The 15,945-nt window shown below is 66.2% G+C and carries 15 protein-coding genes; 3 read left to right on the top strand and 12 right to left on the bottom strand.

From position 1 onward, the window contains the following. From ABIA65_RS12555 to ABIA65_RS12610, 12 genes are all read right to left on the bottom strand, one after another. Entirely contained in the window at window positions 1-495 is a 495-nt protein-coding gene (locus tag ABIA65_RS12555; protein ID WP_241403008.1) for an Rv1363c family protein, read from the bottom strand. Further along, window positions 495-1,217, bottom strand: a complete 723-nt coding sequence (locus ABIA65_RS12560; RefSeq protein ID WP_241403007.1) for an Rv1363c family protein — start codon at window positions 1,215-1,217, stop codon at window positions 495-497. Before ABIA65_RS12560 ends, ABIA65_RS12555 begins: the two co-directional genes overlap by 1 nt. After that, complete coding sequence (locus ABIA65_RS12565) at window positions 1,214-2,956, bottom strand: MCE family protein (protein ID WP_241403006.1); 1,743 nt, start codon at window positions 2,954-2,956, stop codon at window positions 1,214-1,216. The genes ABIA65_RS12560 and ABIA65_RS12565 overlap by 4 nt, the downstream gene beginning before the upstream one ends. After that, entirely contained in the window at window positions 2,957-4,138 is a 1,182-nt protein-coding gene (locus ABIA65_RS12570; RefSeq protein WP_241405464.1) for an MCE family protein, read from the bottom strand. It lies immediately after the preceding gene. A 35-nt stretch (window positions 4,139-4,173) separates the two neighbouring features. Beyond that, a complete protein-coding gene (locus ABIA65_RS12575; protein ID WP_241403005.1) occupies window positions 4,174-5,565 on the bottom strand; it encodes an MCE family protein in 1,392 nt (463 codons plus the stop codon). Continuing rightward, window positions 5,562-6,620 carry a virulence factor Mce family protein gene (locus tag ABIA65_RS12580; RefSeq protein WP_241403004.1) on the bottom strand — a complete coding sequence of 353 codons (1,059 nt, stop codon included), beginning with the start codon at window positions 6,618-6,620 and terminating at the stop codon, window positions 5,562-5,564. Before ABIA65_RS12580 ends, ABIA65_RS12575 begins: the two co-directional genes overlap by 4 nt. Then, window positions 6,613-7,647: an MCE family protein gene (locus ABIA65_RS12585; protein WP_241403003.1), complete on the bottom strand. Its 1,035-nt coding sequence runs from the start codon at window positions 7,645-7,647 to the stop codon at window positions 6,613-6,615. Before ABIA65_RS12585 ends, ABIA65_RS12580 begins: the two co-directional genes overlap by 8 nt. Continuing rightward, complete coding sequence (locus ABIA65_RS12590) at window positions 7,647-8,849, bottom strand: MCE family protein (RefSeq protein ID WP_354523690.1); 1,203 nt, start codon at window positions 8,847-8,849, stop codon at window positions 7,647-7,649. The genes ABIA65_RS12585 and ABIA65_RS12590 overlap by 1 nt, the downstream gene beginning before the upstream one ends. Before the next feature lie 12 nt (window positions 8,850-8,861). Beyond that, complete coding sequence (locus tag ABIA65_RS12595) at window positions 8,862-9,704, bottom strand: MlaE family ABC transporter permease (protein WP_241403001.1); 843 nt, start codon at window positions 9,702-9,704, stop codon at window positions 8,862-8,864. 31 nt (window positions 9,705-9,735) lie between these two features. After that, window positions 9,736-10,500 carry an MlaE family ABC transporter permease gene (locus tag ABIA65_RS12600; RefSeq protein WP_241403000.1) on the bottom strand — a complete coding sequence of 255 codons (765 nt, stop codon included), beginning with the start codon at window positions 10,498-10,500 and terminating at the stop codon, window positions 9,736-9,738. Window positions 10,501-10,759: 259 nt separating this feature from the next. Then, on the bottom strand, window positions 10,760-11,689 hold the full coding sequence (locus ABIA65_RS12605; protein ID WP_241402999.1) for a 3-oxoacyl-ACP reductase: 930 nt from the start codon (window positions 11,687-11,689) through the stop codon (window positions 10,760-10,762). A 13-nt stretch (window positions 11,690-11,702) separates the two neighbouring features. After that, window positions 11,703-11,894, bottom strand: a complete 192-nt coding sequence (locus ABIA65_RS12610) for a ferredoxin (protein WP_241402998.1) — start codon at window positions 11,892-11,894, stop codon at window positions 11,703-11,705. 184 nt (window positions 11,895-12,078) lie between these two features. Between ABIA65_RS12610 and ABIA65_RS12615 the strand changes: the two genes are divergently transcribed. The 3 genes from ABIA65_RS12615 to fadD17 are packed head-to-tail and all read left to right on the top strand — an operon-like array spanning window position 12,079 to window position 15,926. Further along, a complete protein-coding gene (locus tag ABIA65_RS12615; RefSeq protein ID WP_354523691.1) occupies window positions 12,079-13,257 on the top strand; it encodes an acyl-CoA dehydrogenase family protein in 1,179 nt (392 codons plus the stop codon). Between the two features lie 30 nt (window positions 13,258-13,287). Next, entirely contained in the window at window positions 13,288-14,385 is a 1,098-nt protein-coding gene (locus ABIA65_RS12620; RefSeq protein WP_354523692.1) for an acyl-CoA dehydrogenase family protein, read from the top strand. Between the two features lie 5 nt (window positions 14,386-14,390). Next, on the top strand, window positions 14,391-15,926 hold the full coding sequence (gene fadD17, locus ABIA65_RS12625) for a long-chain-fatty-acid--CoA ligase FadD17 (protein WP_241402995.1): 1,536 nt from the start codon (window positions 14,391-14,393) through the stop codon (window positions 15,924-15,926). Window positions 15,927-15,945 lie beyond the last annotated feature (19 nt).

Consider the following 15,945-nt stretch of genomic DNA (forward strand, 5'->3'; position numbering starts at 1 on the left):
CTAGATCGGCGTGATGTACTGGATCTTCCACTGCCCGTCGACCTTCTCGTAGTCGACGCGCAGCCGGCTGCCGTCATACACGGGCTGCTTGGACTTGTCGGTCACCGTGCGGTTCATGAACACCAGAACGCTTCCCGAATTGCGTTGCGCGTCAAGCACGCCGACTCCGACGACATTCGCCTGCGAGATCACCTGACGCTCACGCGCCTGCGGGATGATGTCCTTTGTGGCCCGCTCGTCGAACTCTCTGCGGTAGTCCGGCGTCAGCAACAGCGCGGCCTGGTTGAGGCTTCCCTCGACGGTCTGATAGTCGTAGCCGAACACGAGCGGAATCTGTTGTTGGGCAAGCGGTGCCAACTCTGCAGCCGTCTGCCGCTCGGCGTTGGCCTGCATCCGATTCCAGTACAGGTAGCCACCGGCGCCGCTGAGCACCACGAACCCGAGCGCCAGGACAGCACCGACGAACACCACCAGCCTGGTGGTCCACCGACCCATCAGTTGCCGCCGTCCGGGTACTTGAGGTCGTAGCCGGTCATATGGCCATTGTCGTCCTCGTGCACGATGAGGCGAAGCCGGTACGGCTGGGACGGCTTGTTGACCCCGTCGATATCCGTCACGGTCACACGGGCCGACACCAACACGGATGCGTTCCCGGCGACGTCGTCGACCTTCTCCAGTGCCGCACCGCTGATCACCGCCTCCGACGTTGCTTGGGTGTCACGGAAGATCGCCTTGAGATTGTCGACGTTGTTGGACTGGCTCAACATGTCACGTAGCGGGCCGCTGGTGCCGTTGACGAAGCGGTTCACACTCTCGTCGATGGTGTTCTGGTCGTAGCTGAACATGTTCACCACCGTCTGGCGGGCGGTGTCGACGAAACGTTGGTCCCGCTCGATCTCAGCTCGCGCATCGCGCTGCTGATCAGCCAGCAGCAGTGCCACACCAGCCAGCACGGCGACCGCGACGGCGCCCACTCCCAGTGCGATCGCGGCGACGCGACTGCGGTGCGGTTGCCTGCGCGGTGGCGGTGCTGCGGGACGTCCGGCAGCCCGCTGGCGCACCGTCGCCGGTGCCTCGACGCGTACGCCGGCGGGGGCCTCCCCGACGGCACCTCCCGCGGGCCCGGCGGCGCGCGACGCCCGTCGCCGCGCAGCACCGATTGCCGGCTTGGGCGTCTCAGTCGCGGAGTCGCCCGAAGCCTCGTGCTCTTCTGTCATGCCTGCCTTGAATCCATCATCAGATCGACCCACGTCTCAGCGGGAACGAACTTCTCCGAGCCCGAGGCCAGGACACCCGTTCCGCCATTGGGATCGGCGAATACACCAGTCCTCGAATCGTACGTGGTGGTCGCCGGACCGCTGGCCAGCGGCGCTGGAGGCGCCTCAGCGGGCATCGGTGCCGGCGGCACCTCGGCAGGCATCGGTGCCGGCGGGGGCACCTCAGCAGGCAGAGGGCCGGGTGGCGGCGCCGGAGCCGGAGCCCCGGGTGGCGTCCGGGCGTACGGCGGAAGGACCTGGTCCGGCGGCGCAAAGAACGGCCACGGCGGCGGCGGTGCACCCGGGTCACTCGGCGGGTACGGCAGCGGGAACGGCGCGTGCGGCGCAGGTCCCGGACCGGGCGGTACCCCAGGTGGAAGCTGGACCGCAGGCGGCCCCGGATCGTAATCCGCGTACGGCGGGATGTTCGGGAACTTGTTGGCCGGCGCGATGTTGCGCGGGTCGGTGATCGGCGTGCTGCCATAGGGCACCGGCGGGCCGCGCCACGGGTTGGTGCCGATCGGCACGTAACCGACGGGGTCGCGGCACAGCTGCACGGTCGGTGCGCGCTTGCCGGGGAACTCCATGCACGGGTAGTTACGCGCGCCACGCACCACTGACGGGTCGTTCTGCGCCGTCTTGCAGTACAGGTCGGTCGGCAGGTCACGCAGCGTGGTGTCGGCGGGGGTGCGAACCTGGGTCGGCGGGATGAACCCGGTCAGGCATGGCGGCGCATCTCCGAGATCGACCTTGAAGTCGAGCTTGGCGCCCTCGTCGGCGGGCAGCCCACCACCGACGGTGACGAGTGCGGCCATCAGCGCGGGGAAGATCACCAGCGCCTGCTCGATCGACTTGTGGTAGATGACGCCGATCCGGCCCGCGTTGGCGAGGTTGGCCGCCAGCATCGGGAAGTTCGGCCGAATCCCGTCGAACGTCGTGTTGGCGGCCTCCGTGGCGCCGGGCACGGTCCGCAGCACGTCTCGCAGCTGCGGGTCGGCGTTGGCGGCCTCGGCGGTGAATCGCCCCAAGCCGTCGGCCAGCGACCGAATGTCGTCGCCACTGCGAATCTGGGCGTCCAGGAACGGACCGATCTGATCGATCAGCTGGGTGGTCTGCCCGTAGTTGGCGTTCGCCTCGTCGACGAGTGCCCTCGAGGACTCGATCATTCGCGCCAGTTCGGGCCCGGAACCGTTGAATGCCTTGAACGACTCGCGGAGCAGATCCTGGATGCGGGTGTCGCCGATGCTGTTCACCAGGTTGTCGGCCTGGGTCAGCAGGCTCGAGATGTCCTGACCGATGGCCGTTCGACTGACGTCGATGACGGAGTCATCACGCAGCTTGGCATCGGACGGATCTTCCGGCGGCACGAGGTCGATGTACTGCTCGCCGATGGCCGAGACGCTCTTCACCGTCGCCGTGACGTTCTCCGGCACGGGGAACTCGGTGTTCAGTCGCATGCCCGCGACCACGCCGTCCTTCGACAGCCCCACCGACTCGACCCGCCCGATCGTCACGCCACGGTAGGTGACGTTGGCGTTCTCATACAGCCCGCCGCCAGCGACGAAGTGCGCCGCCACCTTGTAGGACCCGATGCCGAGCGCCGACGGCACGTGCAGGTAGAACGCCCCGATCGCGCCGACACACAGCACCGTCACGACCGCGAAGATCGCGAGCTGCATCCGAATGAGTCGTTCCCGCATTTACGGTGCCTCTCCGTGTTGCGTCGCCGTACCCGCGGGAATCTTGAACGGGTCGGCGGCCTGTCCGGACAGGTTCGACATGGCTCCAGTGAGGAAGTCCGGCGGATTGATGACCTCGTCGAGGCGCTTCATATTCGGGTCGAAGCCCTTTGACGTGGTGAACACCGACTCACCCAGGCGACGCACCGTGAGGTCGAACGTCACGAACACGTTCAGGTAGTCGCCCCGGACCGCGTTCCGCAGGTACTTGTAGTGGAACGGGAACGTCGGCAGGAACTCGAGATCCGAGATCAAGTCGTCCGCATTGTCATTGAGCGCCTTCACGACCGGGTAGAGATCCTTGAAGTCCGCCGAGAAGTCATCCCTGATCCCCGACAGCACCTTCGACGCGACTCCGGAGAAGGTGCGCAGTGCGGTGAAGGCATCGACGATGTGGCCGCGGTTGGCATTGAGCACCGTGAGCGCCTCGGGCAGGGTGTCGAGTGTGCGACCGAGGTTGTCCTTGCTGCGGGCCAGGATGCCGGCGAACCGATTCAGCCCGTCGGCCGCGGCAATGATGTCGTTCGTCTGCTTGTCCAGGGACCCGGTCAGTTCGGCCAGTCTCGGGATCAGGTCGACGAAACTACCCGCGCGACCAGCCACGGCGGCGTAGGCCTCGTCGGTGATGTCCTGCAGCGCACCGAGATTGCCCTTGTTCACCACGACACCGAGCGATGAGAGCACCTCTTCGGTGGTCGGATAGCGACCGGTCTGCGACAACGGGATGTTCGAACCCTCCCGAAGTCTGCCCTCGGAGGCCTTGCCCACTGGACTCGCCAGTGCAACGTGCTGCGAGCCCAGCAGCGAGGTCTGTGCGACCGTCGCTGTCGCGTTGTCCGGCAGGTCGACGTTGCCGTCCATCGACAGCTTGACCGCAGCGAAGAACGTACCGTCGGGCCGCTGAACGGCATCGATGCCCGACACGCTGCCGACTGTGACGTCATCGACCATCACCGGCGAGTTCTGCGGCAGCGTCGCGACGTCCGGCAGTTCCACCGTGATCGTGTAGGAGCCCTTGCCGTGGCCGGCGGTGCCCGGCATGTCCAGCGAGTTGAGGCCGCCGAACGAGCAGCCCGCGAGCAGCACCGCCCCCGACCCGATCGCGACGGTACGACACGTGGTCCGTAGCACCTTGTCACCCATCGTGTTTGAACGCCGCATGTGTGGACTCCGCATGGCTAGCCACCCGCCGTCTCGGCCGGGGCCGGCCCCGGCAGTGGGCCTGCGCCCATCGGCGGGGGTGGGGGCACCGGGCCCGCGGGCGATATCTGTCCCGTCACCGCGGGCGGCGGCAGGATCAAGTCGCTGAGCATTCCGTCGGGACTCGGCGTCGGCGGGGTCACACCGGGTGCGGGTTCCCACTGCAGGTAGGGCACCGGGGTCTGCGCCTTCGCCTCAGTCTCCGGGGTGTCGTAGATGATCTGGCCCTTGTACGCGGTGATGCTGTTGATCGGGTGGAACAGCACGGGCGGGTAGTTCACCGCGAGGCGTTTGAACACCGGGCCCATGCGCTGGCGGCAGATCTCCGCACGCTTGTAGTTGTCCGGTGAGGCACCGATGTCGAACGTGCCACCGCAGACGAACTGGACCGGGTTCGCGAAGTTCGGGAGCGAAAGCAGGCCGCCGACGGTGCCCTGGGCCGGGTTGTAGATGTTGTAGAAGTTCGCCAACCCGTTGGGCGTGACGTGCAGGATCTGCTCGATGTCATCGCTGTGCTCGGTGAGGACGTTGGTGAACTCTGTCAGCTTGTTGACTTGGCCGATCAGCGCCGTGTTGTTCTCGTTGAGGAGGCCCTTGACGTCGGACAGCGCCTGATTCAGCGCGCCCATCGTCTGGTCGAGATCTTGTGAACTGTCGGCCAGCACCTGTGACACCGACGCCACGTGGTTGGAGAACTGCACGATCTGTTCGTTGCTGTTGGCCAGCGCGTTCACCAGCACCTGCAGGTTGCGCACCGTGCCGAACAGGTCGGAACTCGAGTCACCGAGCCGGCCGGCGGTCTGCGACAGTTCGCGCAGGGCGCTTCGGAATGAGTCGCCGTTGCCGTCGAATGTGTCCGCGGCCTGGTTCACGAACTCCGACAGCGGCCCCTGGACCCCGCCCTCTTTCGGGCCGAGTTGCGCGCTGAGCTCGGTGAGCTGCTCCTTGACCTCGTCCCACTCAACGGGGACACCCGTCCGGTCCAGTCCCACCTCGGCGCCGTCGGCCATGACCGGACCGTCGGTGTAGGCGGGCGTGAACTGAACGAACCTGGCAGACACCAGGTTCGGCGCTATGACGAGCGCACGGGCGTCGGCAGGCAGCTTCACACCGTCGCGGATGGTCATGGTGACCTTGACGTCGCGGGCCCGAGGCTCGATCGAGTTGATCGTGCCGACCGGAACCCCGACCACGCTGACGTTGTCGCCCGGGTACAGCCCGACCGCAGTCGGGAAGTACGCCACGACCTCGTGGCCGGCACGTGACGGCCACACCGTGTACACGCCGGTGGCCAGCAGTGCGACAAGGGCGACCGCCAGCGCGGGTCGCACCCAGCGCGCCCGACTCGATTGCGAATTCTGCTGCGTCATGGTGACTTCGGCCTCAGGATCATGCGCTCGGAGATGAGCCCCTTCAGGTAATCACCGAGGCTGTCGGGCAGCTTGCCGGGCTGGAAGTAGGTGTCAAGCAGCATCTCGGACATGGTCGCCGGCGGCAACCCGTACAGGTTGATGTTGAAGCCGGGGCCGTTGCCGACGACCTCGCCCAGCGCGGTGGCGTAGGGCGGCAGCCTGCGCAGGGCCTCACCGATGTGCTCCTTGCGCTCGATCAGGTTGTCCATCACGAGGTTGAGCTTCTCCAGTGCGGGCCCGAACTCACGCCGGTTATCGGCGACGAAACCCGAGAGCTGGTGCGACACATCGTCGATACCGGAGATGAGGTTGCTCAGCGCCTGGCGGCGCTCATCGAGAGCAGCGAACAGGAGGTTGCCGTCGGTGATGAGCTGGTTCACCTGACCGGAGCGCTGAGCCAGCGTGTCGGAAACCCGCTTTGCATGTGCCAGCAGCTGATCCAGCGCCTCGTCGCGGGCGTTCAGGCTCCGCGACAGGTTGGCGACGCCGTCGAGTGCGCCGCGCAACTGCGGGGTGGCGTCGCGCAGCGTGGACGTCAGAGTCTGCAGCGCCTGCTCGAACTTCGGCTTGTCCAGCGCGCTGGCGTTCTGGCCGAGGTCCTGCAGAGCGGTGTTGAGCGTGTAGGGAGTCGTGGTGCGGCCCAACGGGATGACCGTCGACTCGCCCGACCCCCCTGGGGTCACCGACAGCGACTTCTGGCCGAGCACGGTGTCGGTCTTGATTGCCACCAACGACTGGTCGCCGACCTTGATCTTGCGGTCGACGGTGAACGTCACCTCAGCGGAGTCGCCGGCCAGCTCGACCGATGACACCTTGCCGACCTTGATACCGGAGACGGCGACGTCGTTGCCTGGCGATATGCCGCCCGCATCGCTGAAGTAAGCCGTGTAGTTCTTGCCCTGCGGCCAGAACGGCAGGCTGGTGTAGCCGAAGGACACCAGTACAAGGCATGTCACCAAAGCGATGCCGAAGATCCCAGTGCGCGTGGCATTGCCACTATCGGGCCTAGCCATTGTCCGAACACCTCCCCTTCGTTGGATCGGGCGGACCACCGAACGGGATGAGGATGTCACTGCCCGCGGGGCCGTTGATCTTGATCCGGATCGAGCAGTAGTAGATGTTGAAGAAGGATCCGTATGCACCGAGTGCGTTGAGCCGCAGGTAGTTCTCCGCGAGCGGCTCGATGACCTTGTTGACGTCGTCCTTGCGCTCGTCGAGACGCTGCGCCAACGGTCGGACGTTCTCGAGCACACCCTGAATCGGTCGCCGACTCTTCTCGAGCATGGTCGTGAGGTCGTTGGTGGCCGATGCCAACGGAGGGATGGCCCCGGCGACCGGGTCGCGGTTCTGCGCCAGCCCCGTCACAAGCTGTTGGAGTTGATCGACGCTCGCGTTGAACTCCGCGCCCTTCTCATCGACCGTGCCGAGCACGGTGTTGAGGTTGTTGATGACGTCGCCGATCAGCTGATCGCGGTCCGCCAGGTTCTGCGTGAACGAACTGGTCGAGGCCAGCATGTTCGACAACGCGCCGCCCTGGCCCTGCAGCAGTTCGATGATGGCGTTGCTGACCTCGTTGACCTTCCCACCGTCCAGGCCCTTGAGCACTGGCCGAAGCCCGCCGAGCAGAGCGTCCAGATCCAGGGCTGGCTGGGTGTTCTCCTTGGCAATGGTGTCGCCCGGCGCCAACTTGCGCAGTTCGCCTGGGCCGGAGGTGATCTCGAGGTAGCGATCGCCCACCAGGTTCTGGTAGCGCACGACGGCCTTGGTCGACGTGTACAGCTGGTAGCGGTTGTCCACGTCGAACTCGACGTCGACGGTGTTGTCCGGGTTGAGGGCGACCTTCTTGACTGAGCCGACCGGGACACCCGCGATCCGGACATCCTGGCCGGACTTCAGCCGTGACGAATCACTGAACGTCGCGTGGTAGGAGCTGCCCGACGCGAACCGGAACTGTCCGAACACCACGACCAGACCCGCTGCCACCACGAGCATGGCCACGGTGAAGATGCTGACACCGACGACTGTCCTATCGGCCTTCATCAGTAGTCATCCCGTTCTGCGTATGCGCCGTGGAACAGGAACTGCAGCGTCGACGGTGCGTCGAACTGCAACTCGGTGTTCGGCTGGTACGGCACGTAGGCGTTGTCGGTGACCAGGAACGGCGTGTGGTACCACGATCCGCCGTACTGCTTGGTCGGCACATTCGGAAGACCGCGGCAGTTGGGTCCGCCGGAGGCGTTCACCATCGGCAGGCTCTCGGGGAAGGTGTAGGCCGGCGAGCCCGGCAGGAAGTTCGATGCGACGAACAACCCCGGCCGGATACCACCGATAACGGGGGCGAAGGTCTTCAACGCCTGCGCCGAGCCCTGCAGGAAGCAGCCGATCACCGGTGAGTAGTCGCCCAGCACCTTCAGCGGAGCACGCAGTCGCTGAATGGCCGCGATCAAATCGTCGGCTGCGGGTTCGAGCGTCGCGGTGCCATTGGTGGCCAGCCCCGTTGCCGCGAGCAGGGCGGCGTTCAGGTTCTCCTGCTCATCGATGACCGTCTGGCTGATCGTCGGCGCGTTGTCGAAAACCTTCACCAGATCGGGTGCCGCGTCACCGTAGATACCGGTCACCACCGCGGTCTTCTGGAAGTCCTCCTGCAATGTCGGCAGCTTCGGATTGAGCTGCTGCAGGTAGTAATTCAGGCCCGCGAGGGTCTCCCCCATGTTCTCGCCGTTGCCACGCAATCCCTCACCGAGCGCGGTGATGGTGGCGTTGAGGTTGATCGGGTCGACCTTCTTCAACACGTCGGTGAGCGTCTGGAAGAGAGTGTTGACCTCGAGCTGCACATCCTTCGCCGCCACCGTGGCGCCGGGCCGCAGCGATTCGCTCTTGGGGTCGGCGGGCGGCAGGAACTCGACGGCCTTCGCGCCGAAGACCGTGGTGCCGCCGATCTTCACCGTGGCGTTGGACGGGATGTAACGCATCTGGTTGCTGTCGATCGACAGCGTCAGTTTGGCCTCATTACCCGCGTACTGGATGTCCGAGACCTTGCCGATCTGGATCCCGCGGTACTTGACCTTGGCGTCGCGTTCCATCACCAGGCCCGCGCGTTCCGACGTCACCGTCACGGTGTCGGTGGAGGTGAACGCCGCCGTGTACGACAGATACGTGAACACCGCGGCTGCGAGGACGACAGCCGCGAGAATCGCCGCCGCGATCCTCACATGGCTGCGCTTCGCCTCGATGTCCGACATGTACGTCCCGCCCTATCCCGAGAGGTTGAAGTTGCCCGACGCCCCATAAACCGCGAGCGAGATGAACAGGACGATCGTCACGACCACGATGAGCGAGGTCCGCACGGCCTGGCCGACCGCGATGCCGACGCCGACAGGGCCGCCCGACGCGTTGTAGCCGTAATAGGTGTGCACGAGCATGACCGCAACGGACATGACGATGGCCTGGAGGAACGACCACAAGAGGTCGCTGGGCACCAGGAACGTGTTGAAGTAGTGGTCATACAGACCCGCGGACTGCCCGTTGATGTACACCGTCGTGAAGCGGGCGGCGAAGAACGCCGCGAGCACCGAGAGCGCGTACAGGGGCACGATCGCGATCAGGCCGGCGATGATGCGCGTGGACACCAGATAGGACACCGAGTGCACGGCCATCGCCTCGACGGCATCGATCTCCTCCGCCACCCGCATCGCCCCCAGCTGCGCGGTGGTACCCGCACCGATGGTGGCCGCAAGTGCGATGCCCGCGATGACCGGAGCCACGATGCGCACGTTGAGGAACGCCGACAGGAATCCGGTCAGGGCCTCGATGCCGATATTGCCCAGCGATGAGTAGCCCTGCACGGCGATGACGCCGCCCGAGGCGAGCGTCATGAACGCCGCGACGCCGACGGTGCCGCCGATCAACACCAGCGCGCCGGTGCCCATCGTCATCTCGGCGATCAGCCGAATGGTCTCCTTGCGGTACCTGGTCAGCGCGTTGGGGATGTAGCGGACCGACTCGCCGTAGAAGAGCGCCTGCTCTCCGACGGTGTCGACCACCTTGGGCACACCGCGGAACATGCGGCGGAAGCGAAGTGTCGCATCGAAACTCATCAGCGGTGCCCTCCCCTCTTCGCACGAGCGCTCATCGATCCAACACCCGAACTCCGACCGCGGTCATGATCACGTTGATCACGAAGAGGCAGATGAACGCGTAGACCACGGTCTCGTTGACCGCGACGCCCACGCCCTTGGGACCGCCCTGCACGGTGAGGCCTCGGTAGCAGCCAACCAGCCCGGCGAACACTCCGAAGAGCAGCGCCTTGACCATGGCGAGAACCAGCTCCCCAAGGCCCGTCAGGATGGTCAGGCCGTTGATGAAGGCGCCGGGGTTGACCCCCTGCAGGAACACCGAGAAGGCGTAGCCGCCCGCGATTCCGATAGCGCACACGAGGCCGTTGAGCAGCAGGGCCACGAACGTCGACGCGAGCACGCGCGGAACCACCAGCCGCTGGATCGGATCGATGCCCAGCACGCGCATCGCGTCGATCTCCTCGCGGATCGTGCGAGCACCCAGGTCGGCGCAGATGGCCGTCGCGCCGGCTCCGGCGACCACCAGCACCGTCACGACGGGACCGAGCTGGGTGATGGTGCCGAACGCGGTTCCCGCGCCGGACAGGTCCGCGGCGCCGATTTCGCGCAGCAGGATGTTGAGCGTGAATGCCACCAGGACGGTGAACGGGATGGCCACCAGCAGAGTCGGCACGAGAGAGACGCGAGCGATCATCCACGTCTGATCGAGGAACTCACGGAACTGGAACGGTCGTCGCCACATCTTGGCGAACGTGTCCAAGGACATCTCGACGAACCCGCCAACGGCTCGCGCCGGAGCCGCAAGCTGTTCGATCAACCTCGGCTCCATTTCTCGGTACGGGACTGTTGAAGTAGTTACGGCGAAGGCCAAGAAGTTGCCCGCCGGAACGGCCTTCCCACCCCTTGGTTAAGCACTGTTCTTAGTGAGCCCGGTCATATTAACTAGAACACGTTCGCAGTGTCAACGAACGGTGAAATCAGTGAGAATCACCCTATTTGCGCTGGTCAGGACATGTGTGACACAGATCATTCTGAAACGTGTTCTAGTCGATTGTCAGAATTGACGCTCTAGACCGTCAATCCACGGCCGCCATGAGGGCGCTGGCCGAGAATCCCACGTCGGGGTCCCGTTCAGCAAAGTACTGCCCCAGGGTCGCGTCAAGATCGTTTGCGGCCCATGCGCCGGAGTCCGCCGTGAACCGCTTTTCCACCGTCGGTGCCGCGACAAGAGTCACGGTCGGACCGTAGACAATGAAGAGCTGTCCGTTGACTCCAACAGATGCCGGAGAGGACAGGAATCGGACCAGATTGACGACGTGCTCGGGTGACAGCGCGTCGACCTCGCCGTCGGCGAGTTCGGGTACCGCGCCGAAGACGTCGGCGGTCATCGCAGTTCTCGCCCGCGGCGCGATCGCGTTCGCCCGGACGCCGTACCGGCCAAGGGCACGCGCGGCCGTCATGGTCAGAGCGGTGATGCCCGCCTTGGCGGCGCCGTAGTTCGCCTGCCCGACGGGACCAACCAGCCCGGCCTCCGACGAGGTGTTGACGATGCGCCCGTACACGGTGCCGTTGTTCGCCTTCGCCTTATCGCGCCAGTACGTCGCCGCGTTCCGGGTCAGCAGGAAGTGCCCGCGAAGATGCACCGCGATCACGGCGTCCCAGTCCTCGTCGGTCATGTTGAACAGCATCCGGTCGCGCGTGATGCCCGCGTTGTTCACCAGGATGCCGAGACCGCCGAGCCCGTCGGCGGTCGCAACGAGTTCATCGGCGGTGGAGCGCTCACTGATATCGCCGGCCACCGCGACACCCTTGGCGCCCGCGGCCGCGATCTCGTCGAGAACGTCCGACTTGTCCAGTGCCGGGGCGATGTCGTTGACCACCACAGTCGCGCCCTGGCGCGCCAATCCGATGGCCTCGGCGCGACCCAGCCCCCCGCCCGCACCGGTCACAACCGCGACGAGTCCGGACAGATCACTACCGCTGGAGTGCTGATTGTCGTTCGTCAATTTATGAATACCTCTAGTCTCTGCGATTCAGGGCTGCTCGGGGACACTCGGCGATGGACTGCTCGGCCGCTTCCACGAGCTCTGGGGGCACTGTATCCATCTTGACGACGGCATAGTCCTCGTCGTCCAGATCGAACAGGTCGGGGGCGATACCCACACACACTGCATTGCCCTCGCAGCGATCACGGTCTACTTCAACTCGCATGACAACCTCCTCGCAGACACTGGACGGACGGCCCGCAGTCGATAACGGGAAGGATACGACTCCGCCGCACCGAAGGCAGGTAGATCACCGGCCTGGATTCCAAGACTAGAACGTGTTACAACCGGAGTGATCGAAGGGTCCCCGGTGGCCGTCGAACAAGTCCCCGACGAGTGAGGAAATCCCAATGCGGATCGGCTACAACCCAGAGCAGGAAGAGTTGCGACGCGAGTTGCGCGCGTACTTCACCAAGCTGATGACACCCGAGCGCGCCGACGCGCTCCGCTCCAGCGACGGCGAGATGGGACGTGGCAACGTCTACCGCGAGACCGTCGCGCAGATGGGCAAGGACGGCTGGCTGACGCTGAGCTGGCCGAAGGAGTTCGGCGGACAGGCTCGTCCGCCGATGGACGGGCTGATCTTCAACGACGAGGCCTCCATCGCCAATGTGCCGGTGCCGTTCCTGACGATCAACAGCGTCGCGCCGACCATCATGGCGTTCGGCACCGAGGAGCAGAAGAAGTTCTTCCTGCCCAAGATCGCGTCCGGCGACCTGCACTTCGCGATCGGCTACTCGGAGCCCGGCGCGGGCACCGACCTCGCCGCGCTGCGCACCACCGCGGTCCGCGATGGCGACGACTACGTCATCAACGGCCAGAAGATGTGGACCAGCCTCATCGCCTACGCCGACTACGTCTGGCTGGCCGTGCGCACCAACCCCGAGGCCAAGAAGCACCGCGGCATCTCGATGCTGATCATGCCGACGACGGCCGAGGGCTTCTCCTGGACACCGGTGCACACCATGTCCGGCGTCGACACCAGCGCCACCTACTACCAGGACGTCCGGGTTCCGACGTCCAGCCTGGTGGGCGAGGAGAACGCCGGCTGGAAGCTCGTCACCAACCAGCTGAACCACGAACGCGTGGCACTGGTCTCGGCGCAGCCGATCTTCTCCGCACTCGACGGAGTTCGCGAATGGGCGCAGAACACCAAGGACGCCCACGGCAAGCGGCTGATCGACTCGGAGTGGGTGCAGCTCAACCTCGCCCGGGTGCACGCCAAGGCCGAGGTACTCAAGCTCATCAACTGGGAACTGGCCTCCACCGAGGCCGCGCCGTCACCCGCCGATGCGTCGGCGGCCAAGGTCTTCGGCACCGAGCTGGCCACCGAGGCCTACCGCCTGCTGATGGAGGTCCTTGGCACGGCCGCAACCCTGCGCACCGACACCCCGGGCGCGCTACTGCGCGGTCGCGTCGAGCGCATGCACCGCTCCTGCCTGATCCTCACGTTCGGCGGCGGCACAAACGAGATCCAGCGCGACATCATCGGCATGGTGGCCCTCGGGCTGCCCCGGGTCAACCGCTAACCGGCGATCCAAGGACACGAGGAAAAGAACATGGACTTCACCACAACTGAGGCAGCCGCCGACCTGGGTGGCCTGGTGCGCACGATCACCGAATCGGTGTGCACGCCGGAACACCAGCGCGAGTTGGACGGGCTCGACCAGCGCTTCGACCGCAACCTGTGGACCAAGCTGATCGACGCCGACGCACTGTCGACCACCGCGCCGGAGGCGTTGGGCGGCGGCGGGTTCGGCGTTCTCGAGGAGGTCGCGGTGCTGGTCGCCCTCGGGCGGCAGATGGCCGCCGTGCCCTACCTGGAGTCGGTCGTGCTCGGCGCGGGCGCCCTGGCCAAGTTCGGAACGCCTGCGCTGCAGGCCGACTGGGCCACCCCTGCGGTCGCTGGCGAGAAGATTCTGACAGTCGCACTCGACGGCGACATGGGTCAGGGCCCGGTTCAGGCAACCGCCAATGGCGCCGGGCACCGTCTGACGGGGACGCGCGCGCTGGTCGCCTATGGTCCGGTCGCCGACGCGTTCCTGGTACCCGCCGAGACGGAGTCGGGCGTGACGGTGTTTCTCGTCGCGGCCACCGATGCCGGGGTGGCGGTGGAATCACTGAGCACCACGGGCCACGGCAGCGTGGCACACCTGGACCTGCAGGGTGTCGAGGTCTCCGCTGACCGCGTGGTCGGCGGGCAGGACGTGCTCGACTGGCTGACGACCCACGGCACGTTGGGCCGCAGCGCATTTCAGCTCGGGATCGTCGAGCGCGCCCTGGAACTCACGGCGCTGTACGCCCGCGAGCGTGAACAGTTCGACCGGCCGATCGGCAGCTTCCAGGCCGTCTCGTCGCGCCTGGCCGACGGGTACATCGACATCAAGGGCCTGCGCCTGACCCTGACCCAGGCGGCATGGCGGCTCTCCGAGGATCTGCCGGCCGACCTCGAGGTCAGCAGTGCGGCATTCTGGGCTGCCGAGGCTGGCCACCGGGTGGCCCACACCGCGGTGCACGTTCACGGTGGCGTCGGCATCGACGTCGACCACCCCGTGCACCGGTACTTCCTGGCGGCCAAGCAGACCGAGTTCGCGGTCGGCGGGGCCACCGGTGCGCTGCTGCGCATCGGCCGCGATCTCGCCGAGACGCCCGCCTGAAGCAGGTGAGCACCCCGCTCAACCCGACGGTCGGTGACCTGGTGCGGCCGCTTGCCGGCGTCACCGACCGCGGCGTGCACGACGGCGAGAACTTCATCAGCTGGCGCGACCACATCGCGTCGGCCGCCGTGCTCGCCGCTGCGCTGAGGGCAAGGCTGGATCCTGACAGGCCACCGCACGTCGGTGTCCTGCTGGGCAATACACCGTTCTTCTCCAGCGTGCTGGTCGCGGCGGCGCTGGAGGGTCTGGTCGTGGTGGGCCTGAACCCGACCCGCCGCGGTGCGGCACTGGCCCGCGACGTCGCGCACGCCGACTGCCAGGTGATCCTCACCGACGATGTCGAAGCGTGGGCATCATGCGATCCCGGGGTTGCGGTCATATGCGTCGAATCAGAGGGCGTCGAACCCAGGGACTGGACGGCCGAACTCGAGGCACACCGCGGTGCGCCCGTCACGTTCGCCGATGCCGATCCCGGCGATCTCTTCATGCTGATCTTCACCTCCGGGACGAGCGGCGAGCCCAAGGCGGTACGCATCACCCACGACAAGGTGGCCGTGCCCGGCGTGATGCTCGCGCAACGGTTCGGGCTCGGGGCCGACGACGTCTGCTACCTGTCGATGCCGTTGTTCCACTCGAATGCGGTGCTGGCCGGGTGGGCCGTCGCCGTGGCGGCCGGCGCGTCGATCGCGTTGCGGCGCAAGTTCTCCGCATCACAGTTCATCCCGGACATCCGGCGCCACGGCGCGACGTATGCGAACTACGTCGGCAAGCCACTGTCCTATGTCCTGGCGACGCCGCCGCGCGACGACGACGCCGACAACCCGTTGCGGATCCTGTACGGCAACGAGGGCGCACCGCGTGACCTGGTGCGGTTCAGCGAGCGGTTCGGCGTCACGGTGGTCGACGGCTTCGGGTCCACCGAGGGTGGCGTCGCCATCGCCAGGACACCCGACACTCCCGCGGGTTCGCTCGGCCCGCTGACCGACGAGGTCGCCATAGTCGACGTCGAGACGGGTGAGCCGTGTCCACCGGGCAAGGTGGGCGAGTTGATCAACCCGACCGGGCGTGGCTGGTTCCGCGGCTACTACCGCGACGAGGACGCCGAGGCCCAGCGAATGGCCGGCGGCGTCTACCACACCGGCGATCTGGCGTACCGCGACGAGGACGGGTACGCGTACTTCGCCGGACGTCTGGGTGACTGGATGCGCGTCGATGGCGAGAACCTCGGCACCGCACCGATCGAACGGATTCTGCTGCGCCACCCCGACACCATCGAGGTGGCGGTCTATGCCATCCCCGATCCGGCGGTCGGCGACCAGGTGATGGCCGCGCTGGTACTGCGCGACGGTGTCGAGTTCAGTCCCGAGGGGTTCATCGGATTCCTCAGCGAACAACCCGATCTCGGCCCCAAGCAGTGGCCGTCGTTCGTGCGGATCGGCACGAACCTGCCCCGCACCGAGACGTTCAAGGTCATCAAGCGGCTGCTGTCGGCGGAGGGCACCGACTGCACCGACGCGGTGTACCCGATTCGCACGCCCTGACCCCTCGCCGTCGACGATG

The organism is Mycolicibacterium sp. 624, assembly GCF_040548615.1.
In the GTDB taxonomy this organism is placed as follows: domain Bacteria; phylum Actinomycetota; class Actinomycetes; order Mycobacteriales; family Mycobacteriaceae; genus Mycobacterium.

Coding starts and splice junctions, on each gene's coding strand:
- ABIA65_RS12575 (WP_241403005.1), bottom strand. CDS start 5,565: ATGACGCAGCAGAATTCGCAATCGAGTCGGGCGCGCTGGGTGCGACCC.
- ABIA65_RS12580 (WP_241403004.1), bottom strand. CDS start 6,620: ATGGCTAGGCCCGATAGTGGCAATGCCACGCGCACTGGGATCTTCGGC.
- ABIA65_RS12610 (WP_241402998.1), bottom strand. CDS start 11,894: ATGCGAGTTGAAGTAGACCGTGATCGCTGCGAGGGCAATGCAGTGTGT.
- ABIA65_RS12620 (WP_354523692.1), top strand. CDS start 13,288: ATGGACTTCACCACAACTGAGGCAGCCGCCGACCTGGGTGGCCTGGTG.
- ABIA65_RS12570 (WP_241405464.1), bottom strand. CDS start 4,138: ATGGGTGACAAGGTGCTACGGACCACGTGTCGTACCGTCGCGATCGGG.
- ABIA65_RS12555 (WP_241403008.1), bottom strand. CDS start 495: ATGGGTCGGTGGACCACCAGGCTGGTGGTGTTCGTCGGTGCTGTCCTG.
- ABIA65_RS12560 (WP_241403007.1), bottom strand. CDS start 1,217: ATGACAGAAGAGCACGAGGCTTCGGGCGACTCCGCGACTGAGACGCCC.
- ABIA65_RS12595 (WP_241403001.1), bottom strand. CDS start 9,704: ATGAGTTTCGATGCGACACTTCGCTTCCGCCGCATGTTCCGCGGTGTG.
- ABIA65_RS12590 (WP_354523690.1), bottom strand. CDS start 8,849: ATGTCGGACATCGAGGCGAAGCGCAGCCATGTGAGGATCGCGGCGGCG.
- ABIA65_RS12585 (WP_241403003.1), bottom strand. CDS start 7,647: ATGAAGGCCGATAGGACAGTCGTCGGTGTCAGCATCTTCACCGTGGCC.
- ABIA65_RS12565 (WP_241403006.1), bottom strand. CDS start 2,956: ATGCGGGAACGACTCATTCGGATGCAGCTCGCGATCTTCGCGGTCGTG.
- ABIA65_RS12615 (WP_354523691.1), top strand. CDS start 12,079: ATGCGGATCGGCTACAACCCAGAGCAGGAAGAGTTGCGACGCGAGTTG.